This is a genomic window from uncultured Caldilinea sp. (assembly GCF_937128415.1).
Taxonomy (GTDB): Bacteria; Chloroflexota; Anaerolineae; order Caldilineales; family Caldilineaceae; genus Caldilinea.
In genome coordinates this window covers 27,501-43,821 of the sequence record NZ_CAKZMJ010000027.1, presented here as the reverse complement: position 1 = coordinate 43,821, position 16,321 = coordinate 27,501, and the positions used below count along the sequence as shown (strand labels likewise).

Sequence of the window (16,321 nt, the reverse complement as noted above, 5' to 3'; positions counted from 1 at the left end):
CGACGATGAGCAAAATCAAGCTGGCGCTGCTTGGCTGTGGGGACGTAGCGCAGCGCGACTATTTGCCTGAATTCCATCGCGTGGCCGATCGCGCCGAGCTCGTCGCTGTGTGTACCCGCTCCACCACGCGCATGCAAGAGGCGATGCATCGCTACGCCATCCCTCATGGCTACACCGACTATCGCCGCATGTTGGCCGAAAGCGAGGCCGACGCAGTGATTAACCTGACGCCCATTCCCCTGCACGACCAGACCAACCTTGCCATCCTTGAATCTGGACGACACCTCTACAGCGAAAAGCCGGTGGCGAGCAGCTCTCGCGCTGCAAAACAGTTGGCGGAGCTAGCGCAGGCGCGCGGCCTGCATGCGCTCTGCGCGCCAAGCATCCGCCTCTTCCCGCAGATGCAATATGTAGCGCGTCTGGTCAAGGAAGGCGCCATCGGACCGATCTACTCGGCGCGCGGCTACGGCCATTGGGGCGTGCCGCCGTGGCCTGGGTACTTCTCCGACCCCACCCCCTTTTTCGCCGCCGGCGCAGGGCCGATGATGGATATGGGCGTCTATCCCTTACACACATTGACGACCCTCTTCGGGCCGGTGCGACGCGTCGTTGCGATGGTGACCAAAGTGCAGGAGAGCTTCATCGTGACCGAAGGGCCGCACGCCGGGCTGCGCGTGCCGGTCGAGGCCGACGATCACTGGCAGCTGCTCCTCGACTTTGGGGGCGGCTGCATTGCCAGCGTCGCCGCCAACGCCGTGGTCGTCGATACGCGTTGTCCGCCGCTCGAGCTGCATGGGTTGGCGGGCACCATCGCCTTCGACCCGATCTACGTGCAAAAACCGGTGGACGTGCTAAGCCGCGGGTGCGATTGGAGAACAGTTGCACCGCCTTTCCCCGACGCGGACCCTGGCCGCAGCGCCGGCCCCGACCATATCCTTGGCGTCATGCATTTGCTGGATTGCATTGAAGGTCGTTGCTCACCTCAACTGACTCTCGACCGGGCTGCACACGTGCTGCGCGTAATCGAGGCCGCAGTGGAGTCGTCGCGCACCGGACGCATGGTCGAGATCGGTCCCTGATCACTGGAGATATTGAAGGAGTTGACGATATGAGCATTCTTCCCTTGCGCGCAGCGTTGATCGGTTGTGGAAGTGTGTCGCAGCGCGGCGTCTTGCCTCACTTGAGCGTCGAGGATGCAAAAGCGCGTGTACAGCTCGTCGCCGTCGTCGACGCCGTCGCCGAGCGCGCTGCGCAATCTGCGGAGAAGTGGGGCGTCCCGGCATGGTATACGGACATCGACGCCATGTTGGCGCAGAGCGACGTCGATCTCGTGTTGGTGATCACACCAATCCAACAACACTTCGAGCACGCAATGCGCGCCATCCAGGCCGGTAAGCATGTCTACATTCAAAAGGCGATGACGACGACGCTGGCCGAGGCCGACGCCTTGCTCGCCGCGCGCGATCGGATGAACGTGAAACTGGCCGCTGCACCGGGCTTCGATCTTTTTCCATCGACGGCCAAGATGCGCAACGTCGTGGAGAGCGGCGCGCTGGGTCGGGTGGCGATTGGCTACACCTACACGCTGGGCTTCGGTCACGAATACGAACCCATCCGTCGTGGTGAGGGAGCGCTCAGCGCCATCGATCCCACCTGGTATTACCGCGCCGGCGCCGGCCCATTGCCCGACGTGACCGTCTACGCGCTTCAGTTGGCGACCAGCGTGCTTGGATCGGTGCGCCGCGTGACCGCTCTGGGCAACAAAATCATGCCCCAGCGCACCTGGCGCAATCGCACGATCGATATCGAAGTGGAAGACAACAATGTTGTGTTGATGGAGTTCAGCAGCGGCGCGCTGGCTGTGGCCGTGGGTTCAGATTGCGTCGGCAGCCGCATGAATCCCTGGGGCGGGCTGGGCGTCTACGGAACCCAAGGTGCGCTTGAAGTGACCGAAGTCCATAGCGCCAGCGGTTATCCCACGCGTTTTGTCGTTCGGCGGGGCGGCTCCTGGGCGGTCGCCGACGGCGGGTTCACCGAGGAAATCACCCCTTTGTCCGACTGCTCCTATCTCACCCCGGCGCACCTGGCAATCGAGGAGCCTCATCTTTACGTCGATATAATGGAGCTGGTGGATGCAATTGTGGAAGATCGTCCCTGCCGCGCCAGCGGCGAACAGGCTCGTCACGTGGTCGAAATCATCGAGGCCGCGCGTCGGGCGATCGCGTCAGGCGAAACACAATCTCTCGTCACCGCGGTGGGACGATAGCCTCAGCAACGATCAATTCATTTTTCCCAACAGGCGCTGCATCGCCTCCGTCGCCGGGCGATAGTCTGGATAGTTTTGCACAGCCGCCTGGTAATACTCCAGCGCCAGGCGCAGGTCGCCAAGCTGTTCATACGCGCGGCCCAGGTTGAAAAACGCAAAGACGCGCGCCTCATAGCGCGGCGCGGTCAGCGCCTGCTCCAGCCAGGGAATTGCCTCCTCAGTGCGCTCCAGTTCAATCAGATAGGCGCCGATGTCGTTGTAGGGGTTGCCGAACGCAGGGTCGGTTTCAATGGCAAGCTTGCACGCTGCGATCGCCTCGTCATAGAGTTGCAGGTGGGCATAGGCCCACCCCAAAAACGTGTACGCCTCGGCGGTCGGGTAAAAGCGGATCGACAATTTGTACTCACGGATGGCGGCCGCAATGTCTCCTTGCACCTGCATACGATAGCCGCGCTCGAAATGTTCGACCGCCTGTTGCCAGACCTCGATCTGATCGTCCGGCAGGTTATCGGGCTGAGCGATCATGATGGTACGATGTCCTGAGCGATCAATGCACGCAAATGAATGCAAAGAAAAAGGAATGAAAACAATGATTGGGATTATACAGCGAATTGTGCAGGGAGCGATCCCGCCAATTTGCGCCCTACGGACGGCGGCTCTTTTCACAGCCGCTGCGATGGCGCTGAGCGGCTGCGGTCTTTTCTTCGGCGCCGGCGAGCCGGAGCCGACGCCTACGCCGGTCATCGCCCGCTCGCTCGTTCCCACCTTTACGCCGACGCCCGTGACGGAGGCGCCGACGCCGACCCCAGAAGCCGCGCCAACGCTGGTGATCTCCCTCGACATCGAAGCTGCATCTCCCAACCCAGGCGCTGAAGAGGCGCCTTCTCCGACAGTCGAGCCGACCGCCACGCCCTCGCCTCGATTGACCGTCAAAGAGGCCACGGTCAACGTGCGCCTCGGTCCAGGCACGAACTACGGGTTGGCGGGCGTCGCCGAGCAAGGGCAAGAGTTCCCCATCGTCGGCGTCAACGCCGACCGAAGCTGGTGGCTCATCTGCTGCGTCAACGGCAAAGAAGCGTGGATCTTTGGCGAACTGACCGAACGCGAGAACGATGCGTTCGCCCAGGTGATCGATGACATTCCTGCGCCGCCGCAGCAGGTTGCGCAGGCGCCGGCCCAACAGCCCGCCGCCCCCGCCGAACCCACCCCAACGCCTGCGCCCCAGCCTCCACCGGCCGACGACCCATGCGCCAACATCGGCGGCGATGGCTGTAAGTTCAGGCTGCGCAGCGGGCCGAGCTTCGCCCCCAACGGCGGAGCCGAGCTGAAGCTACAGATTCACTTCATCCACAGCGGAGTGGACGGCGGCCAGCCGCAGGGCAGCTACTTCGTCTGGCTGGAAAAGGAGGGCGTCAAGTTGCCTGTGTCCGACGGCGTGCGCAGCATCGCCTTACAGAGCCAGCAGGGGACGCTGGGCAGATTTAACTACGAATACAAGATCGGTCTGGGCGACATCCCCGGCAACAACGTCGCCGGCGTGTACGCCATCTGGGTGCTGGACGGCAACGGCGAGCGCGACAGCCAGACTTACACCTTCACCGTCCCCGAAGGACAGGGCGAGGTCTGGATGGAGTTCGACCAGGGGTAGCGCAGCAGGTCACGCCTCCGGCGCCGCATAGCAGCTCAACCGCCGGGTCCTTAAAGCGAGATGCCCATCAGCCCGCGCGTGATCTGAAAATCGATGTTGCCGATGCGCATGTGTCGCGGGACATAGCGATGGGCGGCCAACTCTCCGATCCGCTCCAGAATCTGCTCCGGCCAGGTTGAAGGGTCATTCGTTAAAACCAGGTCCAGGTCGGTCGCCGTCTCTGGCGGGCAGTCGGCGGCGGTCGCCAGCTCCAACACAGGCGTCAGCGGATGGCCGGGCGTCGGATGGCCGCCGACGTAGGCGAGCACGAGATCGACCCCGGCTGCCCCCAAACCGGTGACGATCTCCACCGGATGGTCGGTCGGCGTGGCCATGACGTGAAAGCCAGGACGGTGCGGACGATGGGCGTAGGCGACGGTTGGTTGCACCGTTTCCGGAGCATCCAAGAGTGTATCGACAAAGCCTGCACACTGCCAGAGATAGCCGGATTCCGCCGCCAGGACGAGGCCTCCTGCGTCCACGACATTAGCGGCCACCATCGCCAGCGTCCGTCCTGTCTCTGGAGACAGCGGCGCAGCCGCCATCAGTCCCAGACGCAGCGTGGCGAGAGAGCCCTCCGTCGGCGTCGGGGCGCCGTTTGCACAGGCGGCGAACCACGCCTCGATCTTGTCGAGCACTGCAGCGATGCCGCCGTCCAACTGCACGCTGGCCCAGCCGAAGCGGTTCAAGTCATATCCCAGCTCGCTCAACTTCCGGCGCATGAAGTCATTGTGCACCACTTCGCAGCCATGTTCGAGCAGCAGACAGCGCCCCACCATGCGATGGGTGGCGTAGCCGAGCAGCGTCGGCGCGGACATGGTGATCGCCTCCCCGGTGGCGTCCGAACAGCCCTCCGTGTGCGGCAGCGCCACGAAGCGCGAAAAGCCCAAACCGATGGTCGCCAGACGCCGATTGAGCCGATGGGCGGCCAGTTGCGCCGGTTGCGCAGCGCAGAGGCTGGTGGGCAAGATCAACCCCACCTGCTCAAAGGCCGGGCCGTCCGGCGTCTCGAGCGCCAGATAGCGCAACGCAAGGCGACGCTCCGCCGCCTTCACCGCCAGCGGCGCCCCCTCCGGCGACGTCTTTTTCGTTTGCGTTCGTCCGTTGACGCTCTCGATGCTTTGTCTCCAGTTGCGCCAGATTTGAACCTGCGCATGGCCGGCGCGTTCGCCGGCGGTGCGCTCGCCGCTCGCCACGCGCAGCGTCAAGTCGAGCAGCGTCTCGCCTAACGCATCCATCGGCGTCCCATCCAGATATGCGCCAGCGTTGACGTCCATATCCCGCGAGAGCAGTTCGAAGCGTGGTGTGGTGGTGACCACTTTGATCGTCGGGACGAAGGGGAAGTTGGTGACCGAGCCGTTGCCGGTCGTGAAATAGATCAGGTTGCAGCCTGCGGCCACCTGCCCGGCGACGCTTTCCAGATCGAGGCCGGGGCTGTCCATGAAGTAAAAGCCGGGTGCAGCCATGCGCTCGCTGTAGTCGATGGCGTAGTCGAGGCGAGTGTCCGGGTGTTTTTTCATGGCTGCGCCGATCGACTTGAGCGTGATGTTGTAGAGGCCGCGCAGCTTGTTGCCGTCGGAGGGGTTGCCTTCCGCCGAGGTTCCATGCGCAGCGGCGTAGGCGATGAAGCGATCGCGGATGGCGAGATAGCGCTGCGCAGTTTCGAGGTCGCGCACCCTGGCCAGCATGTAGGTCTCTGCACCGATCAGCTCCGGCGTCTCGGCGATGTTGGCGCAGCCGCCGTAGCCGACGATGCGATGCGCGGCCCAGCCGATCAGCGGGTTGGCCGACACGCCGGAGAAGGCGTCCGACCCGCCGCATTGGAGGGCGACCTTGAGATGGGCGGCGGGGATCGACGTGCGCTGAAAAGCGCTCACCGGTTCAAGCCAGCCGCGCACGATGCGCTCCGCCTGCGCCAACGTCTCCTCAAAGGATGGCCCCAACGATAGAAATGCGTGCAACGTCTCGTCGAGGGGATAGCCCTGCTCGCTCAGAAATGCCTGCAGCGCAGCGTTGTTGATCGGTTCCCAGCCGGCGTCCACAGCCAGGATGGCGCCGACGTTGGGGTGCACCATGAAACCGGCCAGCGTGCGCAGCACATGCAGGCGATTGTTGGCATTGGGGACGCTGCCTTCTGTGTGCGCCGCAGCCACAACGCCGTCGATGTTGGCGCAAGCGGAGGCGACGTCCTTCAGCCGTTCCGCCAGCACGCGCGCGAAGCCGCCGGTGATGGAGCTGGTTCCCAACAGCACGATGTAATTGCGCGTGCCGGCTCCACGCGCCGGGCTGCGCCAGAATCCGGCGAAGGTGGGCGCGGGCGTGAGCCGGGGCGTCGGCGGCGCAGGGCGGAAGGTCGCCGGGTCCAACGTGTACGCGCTGCGATAGTCGCTGAAATTGGCGGAATCCGGCAGCTGCGCCTGCACGCTGCGATTGCGCAGCGATTGCAGCGTGCGCTCGTTGCACACATATTCGCCCGGCTCGATGGGGCGCAGCGCCGCGCCAAAGGGCAATTGCCACGAGAGCAGAGGCTCTCCTGCTTCGATGCGCCGCACGGCGAAGCGATGGCCTTCCAGCACTGTATGCGAAAGGGGGACGGCGCGGCCATCGATTATCACCGTTTCGCCAGCCTCAAGTCGACGAACGGCGATGGCGACGTTGTCCGCCGGCATCGGCAGACGGGCGATAGATTCGAGCGAATGCACGCCGGGCATAGCAAGACCTTTCATGCGATGGGTTTGATTCTTTGGAGTTTATTGTAACGTCGATCCGCCTTTTGCGGGCAAATCGGGGAAGCGCAGCGACGAGCAACGCTCACGCAATGACGGCGGCCTGTTGGAGGTGCGGCTCGCAGCCGCACGTTCTTGACAGACACACTCGCCGTGGAAAAACTGAGATGGCGCTGCTACGAGCAGCGCCTACGGAGCAATGATGATTTTTCGTAGGTGCGGCTCGCAGCCGCATGTTCTCGATGGGTCAAGGCAGGCCCTCACCCCCTGGCCCCCTCTCCCAAGAGCGGGAGAGGGGAGAAGGAAACATCGTAGGTGCGGCTCGCAGCCGCACGCCCTGATCGACCCCGTGAGGAGGCTATTTGCGTCCGCGGCCGACGATCGTCCATGCCAGCGCGCCGAGCGCTGCGCTCGCTGCGCCGACGGTCAACCAGCGCTTGTCGAAGCCGTTGGATTGGCGCACGCCCTTCGCCATCACCGGGATGTCTTGCAATTTGCGCTGCGCTTCCGCCTGCACCGCCGCGAAGAGCGCCGGGTCGTTGCGATACTTCTCTGCAAGCGCGCGTTTGGCGGCGAGGTCTTCTTCCGTCACATACTTGCCGAAGGAGCGGAGCGGCGCCAGCTTGAAGCCATGTTTCTGTGCCATTTTGTAAATCTCTTTGACGCGCTCCATCGAGATGTTGCGTCCTAATGTGTAGTCCTCGAAGCGCCCCTCCATGGCGAGGCAGGCGGTCTCCGCCAGGCAAGCGTAGGAGGTCTTGGGCGGCAGGCCGATGTCGTAGCCGAAGTCGACGTCGCCGGGGATGATCACCTCGCCGCTTTCGATCACCAACACGTCGGGCCGCAGCGCCGCCTCCGCCGGATTGATGTCCGGCGGCCGCGCCACATCGCAGATGACTGCGCCGGGCTTGCACTTTGTGATGTCGATCACGCGCTGGCCGAAGGCGGAGGTGGCCGTGATCACGAGGTCGCAGTCGGAGATGAGGTCGCCGGCCTTGGTGGCGATGGTCACCTTCGCGCCTGGCGTCTCTGACTGAATGAGTCGCTTCAGCTCGAGCAACTTCTCCGGCTCGATGGAGACCAGCACGACGTCCTTGATCGCCTGCGCCACCAGCCGCGAACAGACCGAGGCGATCGACCCCGTAGCGCCGACGATCATGACCTTGCCTCTGGTGAGGTCGGTGGCGCCCATCAGCTTCACCGCCTGTTTGGCCGCCTCCAGCGTCATGGCGACGGTCAGGCTGTTGCCGCTGGTGATGGCGATGTCCGCCTCATGTGCGACGGTGACGCCTGCATCGCCGACCACGCTGGTGAAGGCGCCCAGCCCCATGATGCGCGCGCCCTTGCGTTCGGCCAGCCGCGCCGCCTGATTGAGCCGGCGATAGGTGAAGGCTGCGTCGTGCTTCATCATCATGCGCGGGGTGGCGCCCAGCGTGATCAGATGCCCTTCGATGCGTTGGCCGGTCGCCTCCGAGACGCCGCCCGTGATGCGCGAGACGTACATGGCGGGCAAATAGGCCGCCACTTCCTCCACCAACTCGTCGGGCAAATACCTCGTCCAGCGGAAGAGGGGGTGTTTGTGGATGAAGCCCACGTTGAGCGGGTGGATCACGAAGGCGAAGCGGTTGATGCCCGCTTCCTCGGGCTGTAAGTAGCGGATGGCGGGCGACCAGTGGATGTCGGCCATCAGGTCAAGATAGGTGTCCTCGCTCAGCGGCTGGTTGCGATCGCGACGCAACGCCACCAGCGCCGCCTCGATCGTGGCCGCCGACCAACGCCCCAGATCGTCCTCAGGGTCGAGCGATGGCATCAGCGTCACCACGATGCTCACCCCGCGGCGGCGCAGGTCGTCGAGATCGGCCTGTTCCGCCCATTCCACGACGACGGTCTTGTGATCCAGCCGCTCCGGCGCGTAGCGACGGATGGCGCCGATGTCGCCTGCAATCACGTCGGCGTTGCGGAACGGCTCCGCCGCGCGCACGTGGCCCGGCTCGCCTGGCTGGGGCAGCAAGCGGCGGAAGGGCGCGTCCTTCAGTTGTTCGAGCGTCGGCGCGGCGGCCTGCTCCAGGGTGCTGTGCGCGCCGACCAGCGGGATGGCCGGCAGACCAAAGTAGATGATCGGATCGGCGTAGCGGATCGCAGTCGTGTGTCGCGAGAGCGCCTGCGCCAGGCCGGAATGGTTGAGGCCGGGCGTCATCAGCACGCGCTTCTCGGCGAAGATGCCGGGCTGCGCCCGGTCCGCCAGGATCACCGCCCAGCGCTCCAGGCCAGCGCGAATGCCGCTGCCATCGACGACCGGCGTCTTGCCGGCGGCGGCGGGCAACGTCCTGCCGATCTCATGGCTGCGCACTGCGGAGCCGAGCTGCAGCTGTGCAGGCAGCCCTTCCAGCCCGATGGCGTCCACCTTGCCATCGCTTTCAACGATCAAAGCGCGCGCTTTTTCAGGATCGCCGTTGCAGCCGCGATGCCGAATCTCGACCCTCTGGCCCAGAAATTGCACGATCTCGTCATATTCTGAATTGTCCAGGTGAATCACCGTGATTCGTTTCATGGTTTTGTTCCTTCCAGCCTCGCAGGAAGCGCAACGGCCGATGAAGTCCAGCCTGCCCCCTGATCGTGGTTTCGACTGTTGTTACTTTAAGAAAGGTGGAAGAAACTGTACAGGGGCGGATGACATCGCTATAGAGGGACGGTTGTCAAAAAAAAGCAGCACGGAGCACTTCGACGCTCCGTGCTGCTTGAACTTCGATTCGGCGAATTGGCGCGAGGCGGGCGCCTCAGGCGCTTTCGTCGGCGTTGCGCGCGGCTCGCTCCGCCGCGATCTGGCGCAGCAGCTCCTGCACACGCGCAGCTTTCTCCTGCGAATCGTCGTAAGAAAAGAGCAACTCCGGAACTGCGCGCAGGCTGAGTCGTTCGGCCAGTTGGCGACGCAGATAAGAGGTGGCGTTCTGCAACGCCTTGAGCAGGTCGCGACGAGAGACGGTTTCGTCGTCATGGCAGACAAAAACGCGCACGTTGCGCAGGTCCTTGCTCACGCGCACATCCGTCACCCTGACCAGGCTGATGCGAGGGTCCTGCAGCTCACCCGCCAGCATAATGCTCATCTCCTCAAAGATTAACTCTGCCACGCGTTGTTGACGAATTTCCGTTGACATAAGAACACCGCCTATCTTCATCGTTATGGGAGCAAGAAGGGAGATAGGCGCTCCATCCACCTCCCGCTCTCCACCTCCAACCTTCATCTTCCGATCTCATCCGCTCAGCGGACGCGCACCCGTTCGCTGAACTCCAGCACATCGCCCTCTTTGAGCAGCTCATCGCCCTGGGTGAGGTTGATGCCGCATTCATAGCCCTGACGCACTTCGGCGACGTCCTCGGTGAAGCGGCGCAACGACTCCACGCGCACATCGCTGACGATGACTTCGCCGTTGCGCAGCGCGCGCACAAGGGCGCCCCGCTTGACCACGCCATCGTTAACCATGCACCCGGCCACCACGCCTTTGCGCAGCTTGAAGAGCTGCAGCACCGTGGCATGGCCGATCACGACCTCTTTGTAGACCGGTTCGAGCATGCCTTTCATGGCGTCCTCGATGTCTTCGAGCATCTTGTAGATGACATCGTAGAGGCGGATTTCGACGCCGGAGTTTTCGGCGCGGACCTGCGCTGCGCGGTCGACGCCGACGCTGAAACCGATGATCACGGCGTCGCTCGCTTCGGCCAACATGACGTCGGACTCCGAGATGTCGCCGATGCTGGCCTGCAGGATTTTGATTTCGACGTCCTCGTTGCTGAGCTCGTTCAGGCTCTTGACGATCGGCTCCAGCGTGCCTTGCATGTCGGCGCGCACGATCAGGTTGAGCGTCTTGGTTTCGCCGCCCTCCAGACGCTTGAAGAACTCATCCAGCGACATGGTGCGTCGCGTCTCCTGCACAGGGGCGGCGGCGGCCTGCTTGCGCTCCTCGACGATCTGCCGCGCAATGCGGTCGTTGGCGACGCGCTCGAAAATGTCGCCCGCCATCGGCACTTCATGGAGACCCAGGACGATGGTGGGCGTGCTGGGGCCGGCCTCTTTGATCGGCTTGCCCTCAAAGTCGAACATGGCCTTGATGCGTCCCCACGTCTTGCCGACGACGATCACGTCTCCACGGCGCAATGTGCCGTTTTGCACGAGCAAGGTCGCCGTGACGCCGCGATGCTTGTCCAGCTCCGCTTCGATCACGGTGCCGACGCACTCGCCGTTCGGGTTGGCCTTAAACTGTTCGACTTCCGCCAGCACGAGAATGTTGTCGAGCAGGTCGTCGATGCCCAGGTTGTTGAGCGCGCTGACCTGCACCATGATTGTGTCGCCGCCCCATGCTTCGGGCTGCAACCCTTCTTTGGCCAGCTCCTCCATGACGCGCTGCGGATTGGCGTTGGGCTTGTCGATCTTGTTGATCGCCACAATGATCGGCACATTGGCGGCGCGCGCATGGCTGATCGCCTCCAGCGTCTGCGGCATCACGCCGTCGTCTGCAGCTACCACCAGCACGACGATGTCCGTCACCTGGGCGCCGCGGGCGCGCATGGCGGTGAAAGCTTCATGGCCGGGCGTGTCCAGGAAGGTGATCTTCTTGTCCTGGACGGTGACCTGATAGGCGCCCGTGCGCTGGGTGATGCCGCCCGCCTCGCCGGCCGCCACGTTGGTGTGGCGAATGCGGTCAAGCAGCGTGGTTTTTCCATGGTCCACATGGCCGAGCACGGCGACCACGGGAGGGCGCTCCACCATCTGCTCCGGCGGCTGCTTGGCCAGGATTTCCTGGATGTAGGTGCGCTGCTTTGGCGGCGCGGCGCCTGCGGGCTCTTTTTCGCCCGCGCCTTCAGGCTTCTCCTCGACGGCTTTCGGCGGCCATTTCACGGTGACGCCGAGCTCCTCTCCCAGAATGACCGCCGTGTCATGGTCGATTGTATGGGTGATCGGCGCCATGATGCCGTACTGCATCAGAATCTTGATCAGATCGATCGGGCTGCGCTGCATCAGCGCCGCCAGGTCGCGCACCGTGATGGCTTCGCCGACCTCGACCTCTTTCGGAGGCGCCGCCACCGCCGCGCGGCTTTCCTCTTTGCGCGGCGCCGGTCGCTCTTTCGATGGGCGGCCGGCGCGCCCGTCGCCCGGCAGAGGGCGCTCCTTTTCCGGGAGATCCTTTTCCATGCGTTGCTTTGTTCGTTGTTGTGCTGCGGGCGCTCGATCTTTGCCCGGCGCTTTGCTCTTTGTTGTCATCATGCCTCCCATCCTGCCCTAACACAGGGTTGAAAATTGCATCGATGGTTTCAGATCATCGATTGAAAATAAAATGTTGATAGTGTACGCCTCACGTGGCGTTGGCTTTGCTGCTTCGAGGCGAAGGCGTCTCTCAGCCGCGCCCGAAGACAACAAGCAAAGTTGCAGCGTATGGGTGATGTGCGTCGATCCGCAAATGTCGCTAGAGGCAGGGGCGTTTGCGTTGAGAGGACGAAGATGAGGAGAAAGCGGAAAACCGTTAGGGGCGAGAGCGGCCGATCACCTGGTTGATTCCATACTCACCCTCGCGCCAGTCATCGCCTGGTTCGCCTCATGCATCCACCCGCCGCCGTGCATCATGGCTGTTTTACCAGCGATCATGACTCGTCTGCCTCTGAGGACACCGTTGTCTTGCGTTTCATGGTCGCAATCTCACGCCAACTTGTTCGTTTGCAATGATTACTTCCTCTTCATTTGGCGTTTGCAGCACGCCTTTCGCCTTCCTGCGCAACGCCATCGGCCTCTGCGCCTGTCAGACGATTCAGTTCTTGAGCGAGCATGGCTCGAGTTTCGGCGTCGATCTTGGTGCGCAGCGCTCGCTCAAGCTGACCGCCCTTGAGGGCTGCTTCCCAACAGGAACGCTCCGCATGCACATAGGCCCCACGACCGGCGCGTTTGCCTGTCGGATCCACGACGACCCCATCCGCTGTGCGCACCAGACGGATCAAAGAGCGCTTACTCTGCGTCTGACGACATCCGATGCAGGTGCGGATCGGCGTATGCTTCATAGCCGTAACTCATCCCAATTTTTAAATTATAATGCACATCAGGTTGAGATGCAGAAACCGAGACGGTTATTTACAGCCTCAGTCTCCGCATCTCGAGCGCTTCACGTTGACACTCGGTCGCCCTACGCCTGGAATCCCTACGTCTAGAAGTCGTCCTCATCCTCCCAGGGGCGTCGAGCGGGCTTCTTGGTCTTCGCCTTCGGCTTGGGCGCCGACTTCTTGCCTTTGGCTTTGCCTTTGCCCTTGCCGCCCTGCTCAAAGAAATCGTCGTCCTCTTCGTAGCCTTTCAGCAATTCGGGCGGCACCTCGAAATCCTCCTCGCTGAAGGTGAACTTTTTGCGCTCCGCCATACGCGCGCGCAGCATATCCGCTGTGATCACTTCAGGCAGCTTTTCAGAGCCGAGCGGAGCGCCAAAGGTTTCCGCCTCGGCGGCGCCTTTGCCTTCCACGGGAAGCTCAGGAGACGCAAGTTCGCCTGGGCGCGTGACTTCTTCAATTGGAAGCTCAGGCCATTCTGGCGCAGCCGTCTTTGCAAGCAACGCTCTCTCGTCCATCTCTTCGATCGAGAAAGCCTCCGCTTCTTTTCCCTTCTCCTCTGCGCTGAGCTCGGCAAGCACTTCCTCGAAGCTCTTGAAAGTTCCTGAGGGCAGCTCGGTGATTTCGACTTCGTCGCCGGAGCGCAGCGCCTGCACAGCCTGAAGGAAGCGGTCTTCCAACTCTTCGCCTTCGCTGCGCAAGATCTGTTCCGCTCTCGCCAACAGATCTTCGGTGGCGCGCATAGCGGCCTCCTGGGCGCGCTCGGCGATGATGCGGTCCAAACCTTCTGCGCGCGCCTCGCTTTCGCTCTTGATGTCGATGCGCCAGCCGGTCAGTTTGGCCGCCAGCCGGGCGTTCTGGCCTTCCTTGCCGATGGCCAGGCTCAACTGGCGGTCGGGCACCACGACCGTAGCCGTCTTGATCGGCCCTTCTTCATCGAGCAGCACCGCCTGGACCTTGGCCGGGCTCAGCGCATTCGAGATGTATTGCGCCAGATTGGCGTTCCATTCGACGACGTCGATCTTCTCGCCCGCCAGCTCGTTGACGATGTTCTGGATGCGCAGCCCGCGCATGCCCACGCAACTGCCGACCGCATCCAGGCCGGGCACGGTCGCCTGCACCGCGACTTTGCTGCGATAGCCGGGTTCTCGCGCAATGGCCTTGATCTCGACCTTCCCTTCGCGCACCTCGGGGATCTCCTGCTCCATCAGACGACGCAGCAGGTTGCGGTGCGTGCGCGAAATCTTGATCACCGGCCCGCGCGAGTTTTTCTGGACATCGGCGACGTAGACTTTGACGTAATCGCCCCGCCGCAACTTCTCCGTCGGAATTTGATCCTCGCGCAGCATCAGGCACTCGTGCTTGTCGTCGAGCATGACCGAAACTGCGCCGGACTGCGCGTCGATGCTGCGAACCTGCGCCGTGATCACCTCGCCGATGCGGTGAGCGAAGTTTTCATAGACCGTGTCGCGCTCCGCCTCGCGAATGCGCTGCAAGATGACCTGCTTGGCGGTCTGCGCCGCAATGCGTCCGAAATCGCTCGGCGTGCTCGGCACTGCGATGACATCCCCCAGCTTGGCGTTTGGATCATAGCGCTTTGCTTCTTCTAGCGTGATTTCCGTGCGTTCGTTGAAGACCTCTTCAACGACTTCGCGTTCTGTGTAGATGCGCATCTCCCCTGTGACGCGATCCACTTTCGCCGTGATATTGGCTGCCGGCCCATAGTTGCGCTTGTAGGCCGAGACTAGCGCCGCCTCGATCGCTTCAAAAATCACTTCGCGATCCAGCCCTTTGTCGGTCGCCACCTGGTTGATGCCAGCGATCAATGCTTTCGACATACTCGTTCTGCTCTTTTCTCCGCTTTTGCCCCTTACAACAACAAAAGTGGGGGTCACCCACTTTTGCCAACTTCACTCAACTCCACTCCATCACCGCTTCTCACACGAGACGACAAGCGGTTCGCACTGCCAAAACTATATCATAAGATTCTTATAGATGCAAGTCTGGCGGAAGGGCGCAAAAAATTTCCCGGCAAGCGTCGCCTTGCGGTCAGCTCATTGCAATGCGCTGCTCTCGAATGTACGCGGCGCCTGCGTGCAGCGCCAGGATGTTGGGCCGCAGGAGCTCCGCGTGGCGATCGGGAAGGTGGGTGCGCAACGCCTGCTCCACAGCCGCCAGCTCCACCAGCGGACAGAGCGCCAGCAGCGCCCCAAGCATGGCGATGTTGACCAGTTGCTGGCTGCCGCAGCGCAGGGCGATGTCGTGCGCAGGGATGGCTACGCCCAGGATGTCGGTGCGATGCAGCGGCCGTTTGACCAGCGTGCTGTCGTAAAGAAGGCGCCCGCCGACCGCCACGAGCGGCTCGTATTTGTCGACCGAGGGCAGGTTCATGGCGATCACACAGTGGGGGTTGCGCACCAGCGGCGAGCCAATGGGTTCATCGCCGATCACCACGGTGCAATGCGCCGTTCCTCCGCGCATCTCCGGTCCGTAGGACGGAATCCACGTCACTTCTTTGCCGCTCTCCATGGCGGCGTGCGCCAGCACCTGTCCGGCGAACAAGGCGCCCTGGCCGCCAAAGCCCGAAATGATGATCGACGTTTCCATACACGGCTCTCCTTGAAGGTGCTGAAGCCCGAAGCTTGCCGACCGGTTAAGCCTCAACCCTTCTCCCTCAACCTCTCATCCACCTTAAAATCTCCTATAGGATATTCCGGCAACATCCGATCGCGAATAAAGTCGAGCGCTTCGATGGGCGTCAGCCGCCAGTTGGTCGGACAGGCCGCCAGGACTTCGACGATGCTGAGCCCTAGCCCTTGCAGTTGCGCCTGAAACGCCAGCCGAATGGCCTTTTTCGTCTTGCGTATTTCCGCCGCCGAATGCATGGACCGACGCACGGCGTAGGCGACGCCTGGGATCGTCGCCAGCATTTCGGTGATATGGATGGGACGCCCCTGCGTCAGCGGATCGCGGCCCAGAGGGGAGGAGGTCGTCTTCATCCCGACCAAGGTCGTCGGCGCCATCTGACCGCCGGTCATGCCGTAGACGGCGTTGTTGACGAAGATCACGCTGATCGGCTCTCCGCGTAAGGAGGCGTGTAGAATCTCGTTGGCGCCAATGCTGGCGAGATCGCCGTCGCCCTGATAGGTGAAGATGATGCGGTCGGGCAGAACGCGCTTCAGGCCGGTCGCCATCGCCGGCGCGCGGCCGTGCGCCGCCTCACAGCTGTCGAAATTGAAGTATTTGTAGGCGAAGACCGCACAGCCCACCGGCGCCACGCAGAGTGTGCGCTCCCGGATCGCCAGCTCGTCGACGACTTCGGCGATCAGGCGATGGATGGCGCCGTGGGAGCAGCCAGGGCAATAGTGCATGGGCACGTCCGCCAACGCCGCAGGGGGCGCGTAGACGATTTCCATCTGCGGCGGCGCCGAGACTTCACGCAGGGGGGCTTCCAAAGACAAGGTCGTCATACTGCGTCACTCCTTGAATTGCAGCAGGCGCTGCGCTCCATGACCATTGCCGCGTTGGTGAGTGCGGGCCATGTGCACGATCTCGGCGGCG

The 16,321-nt window shown here is 62.9% G+C and carries 13 protein-coding genes (1 of these 13 running past the window's edge); 3 read left to right on the top strand and 10 right to left on the bottom strand.

From position 1 onward, the window contains the following. Positions 1–5: 5 nt before the first annotated feature. Together Q0367_RS04150 and Q0367_RS04145 are read left to right on the top strand one after the other, a co-directional pair. On the top strand, positions 6–1,079 hold the full coding sequence (locus Q0367_RS04150; RefSeq protein ID WP_298981049.1) for a Gfo/Idh/MocA family protein: 1,074 nt from the start codon (positions 6–8) through the stop codon (positions 1,077–1,079). A 29-nt stretch (positions 1,080–1,108) separates the two neighbouring features. Beyond that, positions 1,109–2,266 carry a Gfo/Idh/MocA family protein gene (locus Q0367_RS04145; protein ID WP_298981047.1) on the top strand — a complete coding sequence of 386 codons (1,158 nt, stop codon included), beginning with the start codon at positions 1,109–1,111 and terminating at the stop codon, positions 2,264–2,266. A 12-nt stretch (positions 2,267–2,278) separates the two neighbouring features. Here Q0367_RS04145 and Q0367_RS04140 read toward each other — a convergent pair whose 3' ends face one another. Next, the gene (locus Q0367_RS04140; RefSeq protein ID WP_297632074.1) at positions 2,279–2,791 is read right to left on the bottom strand and encodes a tetratricopeptide repeat protein; all 513 of its coding nucleotides are present in this window, start codon (positions 2,789–2,791) and stop codon (positions 2,279–2,281) included. Positions 2,792–2,855: 64 nt separating this feature from the next. On the opposite strand from Q0367_RS04140, the gene Q0367_RS04135 reads away from it, so the two are divergent. Next, positions 2,856–3,914: an SH3 domain-containing protein gene (locus tag Q0367_RS04135; RefSeq protein ID WP_297632071.1), complete on the top strand. Its 1,059-nt coding sequence runs from the start codon at positions 2,856–2,858 to the stop codon at positions 3,912–3,914. Positions 3,915–3,964: 50 nt separating this feature from the next. Here the strand turns inward: Q0367_RS04135 and Q0367_RS04130 are convergent, their stop codons facing one another. From Q0367_RS04130 to Q0367_RS04090, 9 genes are all read right to left on the bottom strand, one after another. Continuing rightward, positions 3,965–6,679, bottom strand: coding sequence for a UxaA family hydrolase (locus Q0367_RS04130; RefSeq protein ID WP_297632068.1), 2,715 nt, complete (start codon positions 6,677–6,679; stop codon positions 3,965–3,967). A 358-nt stretch (positions 6,680–7,037) separates the two neighbouring features. Next, positions 7,038–9,230, bottom strand: coding sequence for a serine carboxypeptidase (locus Q0367_RS04125; RefSeq protein WP_297632065.1), 2,193 nt, complete (start codon positions 9,228–9,230; stop codon positions 7,038–7,040). Positions 9,231–9,456: 226 nt separating this feature from the next. Then, entirely contained in the window at positions 9,457–9,834 is a 378-nt protein-coding gene (rbfA, locus tag Q0367_RS04120; protein ID WP_297632057.1) for a 30S ribosome-binding factor RbfA, read from the bottom strand. Between the two features lie 104 nt (positions 9,835–9,938). Continuing rightward, entirely contained in the window at positions 9,939–11,939 is a 2,001-nt protein-coding gene (gene infB, locus Q0367_RS04115; RefSeq protein WP_298981046.1) for a translation initiation factor IF-2, read from the bottom strand. A gap of 467 nt (positions 11,940–12,406) precedes the next feature. Beyond that, positions 12,407–12,724 (bottom strand): RNase P modulator RnpM, encoded by a 318-nt coding sequence (locus Q0367_RS04110; RefSeq protein WP_297632051.1) that lies wholly within the window; start codon positions 12,722–12,724, stop codon positions 12,407–12,409. Positions 12,725–12,867: 143 nt separating this feature from the next. Continuing rightward, positions 12,868–14,598, bottom strand: a complete 1,731-nt coding sequence (gene nusA, locus Q0367_RS04105) for a transcription termination factor NusA (RefSeq protein ID WP_297632048.1) — start codon at positions 14,596–14,598, stop codon at positions 12,868–12,870. Between the two features lie 211 nt (positions 14,599–14,809). After that, positions 14,810–15,367: a 2-oxoacid:acceptor oxidoreductase family protein gene (locus Q0367_RS04100; protein ID WP_297632045.1), complete on the bottom strand. Its 558-nt coding sequence runs from the start codon at positions 15,365–15,367 to the stop codon at positions 14,810–14,812. 53 nt (positions 15,368–15,420) lie between these two features. Then, entirely contained in the window at positions 15,421–16,176 is a 756-nt protein-coding gene (locus Q0367_RS04095; RefSeq protein ID WP_363325831.1) for a thiamine pyrophosphate-dependent enzyme, read from the bottom strand. A 60-nt stretch (positions 16,177–16,236) separates the two neighbouring features. After that, positions 16,237–16,321, bottom strand: partial view of a 3-methyl-2-oxobutanoate dehydrogenase subunit VorB gene (locus Q0367_RS04090; RefSeq protein ID WP_297632040.1) — the 3' end only. The gene runs 1,019 nt beyond the window's last position; 85 of the gene's 1,104 nt are visible here — the last part of the coding sequence; its start codon lies beyond the right edge, outside the window; it ends in the stop codon at positions 16,237–16,239.

Bases quoted from the DNA above. Each gene is read 5' to 3' on its own strand.
- Q0367_RS04130 (WP_297632068.1), bottom strand. From the start codon at position 6,679: ATGAAAGGTCTTGCTATGCCCGGCGTGCATTCGCTCGAATCTATCGCC.
- Q0367_RS04110 (WP_297632051.1), bottom strand. From the start codon at position 12,724: ATGAAGCATACGCCGATCCGCACCTGCATCGGATGTCGTCAGACGCAG.
- rbfA (WP_297632057.1), bottom strand. From the start codon at position 9,834: ATGTCAACGGAAATTCGTCAACAACGCGTGGCAGAGTTAATCTTTGAG.
- nusA (WP_297632048.1), bottom strand. From the start codon at position 14,598: ATGTCGAAAGCATTGATCGCTGGCATCAACCAGGTGGCGACCGACAAA.
- Q0367_RS04145 (WP_298981047.1), top strand. From the start codon at position 1,109: ATGAGCATTCTTCCCTTGCGCGCAGCGTTGATCGGTTGTGGAAGTGTG.
- Q0367_RS04140 (WP_297632074.1), bottom strand. From the start codon at position 2,791: ATGATCGCTCAGCCCGATAACCTGCCGGACGATCAGATCGAGGTCTGG.
- Q0367_RS04135 (WP_297632071.1), top strand. From the start codon at position 2,856: ATGATTGGGATTATACAGCGAATTGTGCAGGGAGCGATCCCGCCAATT.
- Q0367_RS04150 (WP_298981049.1), top strand. From the start codon at position 6: ATGAGCAAAATCAAGCTGGCGCTGCTTGGCTGTGGGGACGTAGCGCAG.
- Q0367_RS04125 (WP_297632065.1), bottom strand. From the start codon at position 9,230: ATGAAACGAATCACGGTGATTCACCTGGACAATTCAGAATATGACGAG.
- infB (WP_298981046.1), bottom strand. From the start codon at position 11,939: ATGATGACAACAAAGAGCAAAGCGCCGGGCAAAGATCGAGCGCCCGCA.
- Q0367_RS04100 (WP_297632045.1), bottom strand. From the start codon at position 15,367: ATGGAAACGTCGATCATCATTTCGGGCTTTGGCGGCCAGGGCGCCTTG.
- Q0367_RS04095 (WP_363325831.1), bottom strand. From the start codon at position 16,176: ATGGAAATCGTCTACGCGCCCCCTGCGGCGTTGGCGGACGTGCCCATG.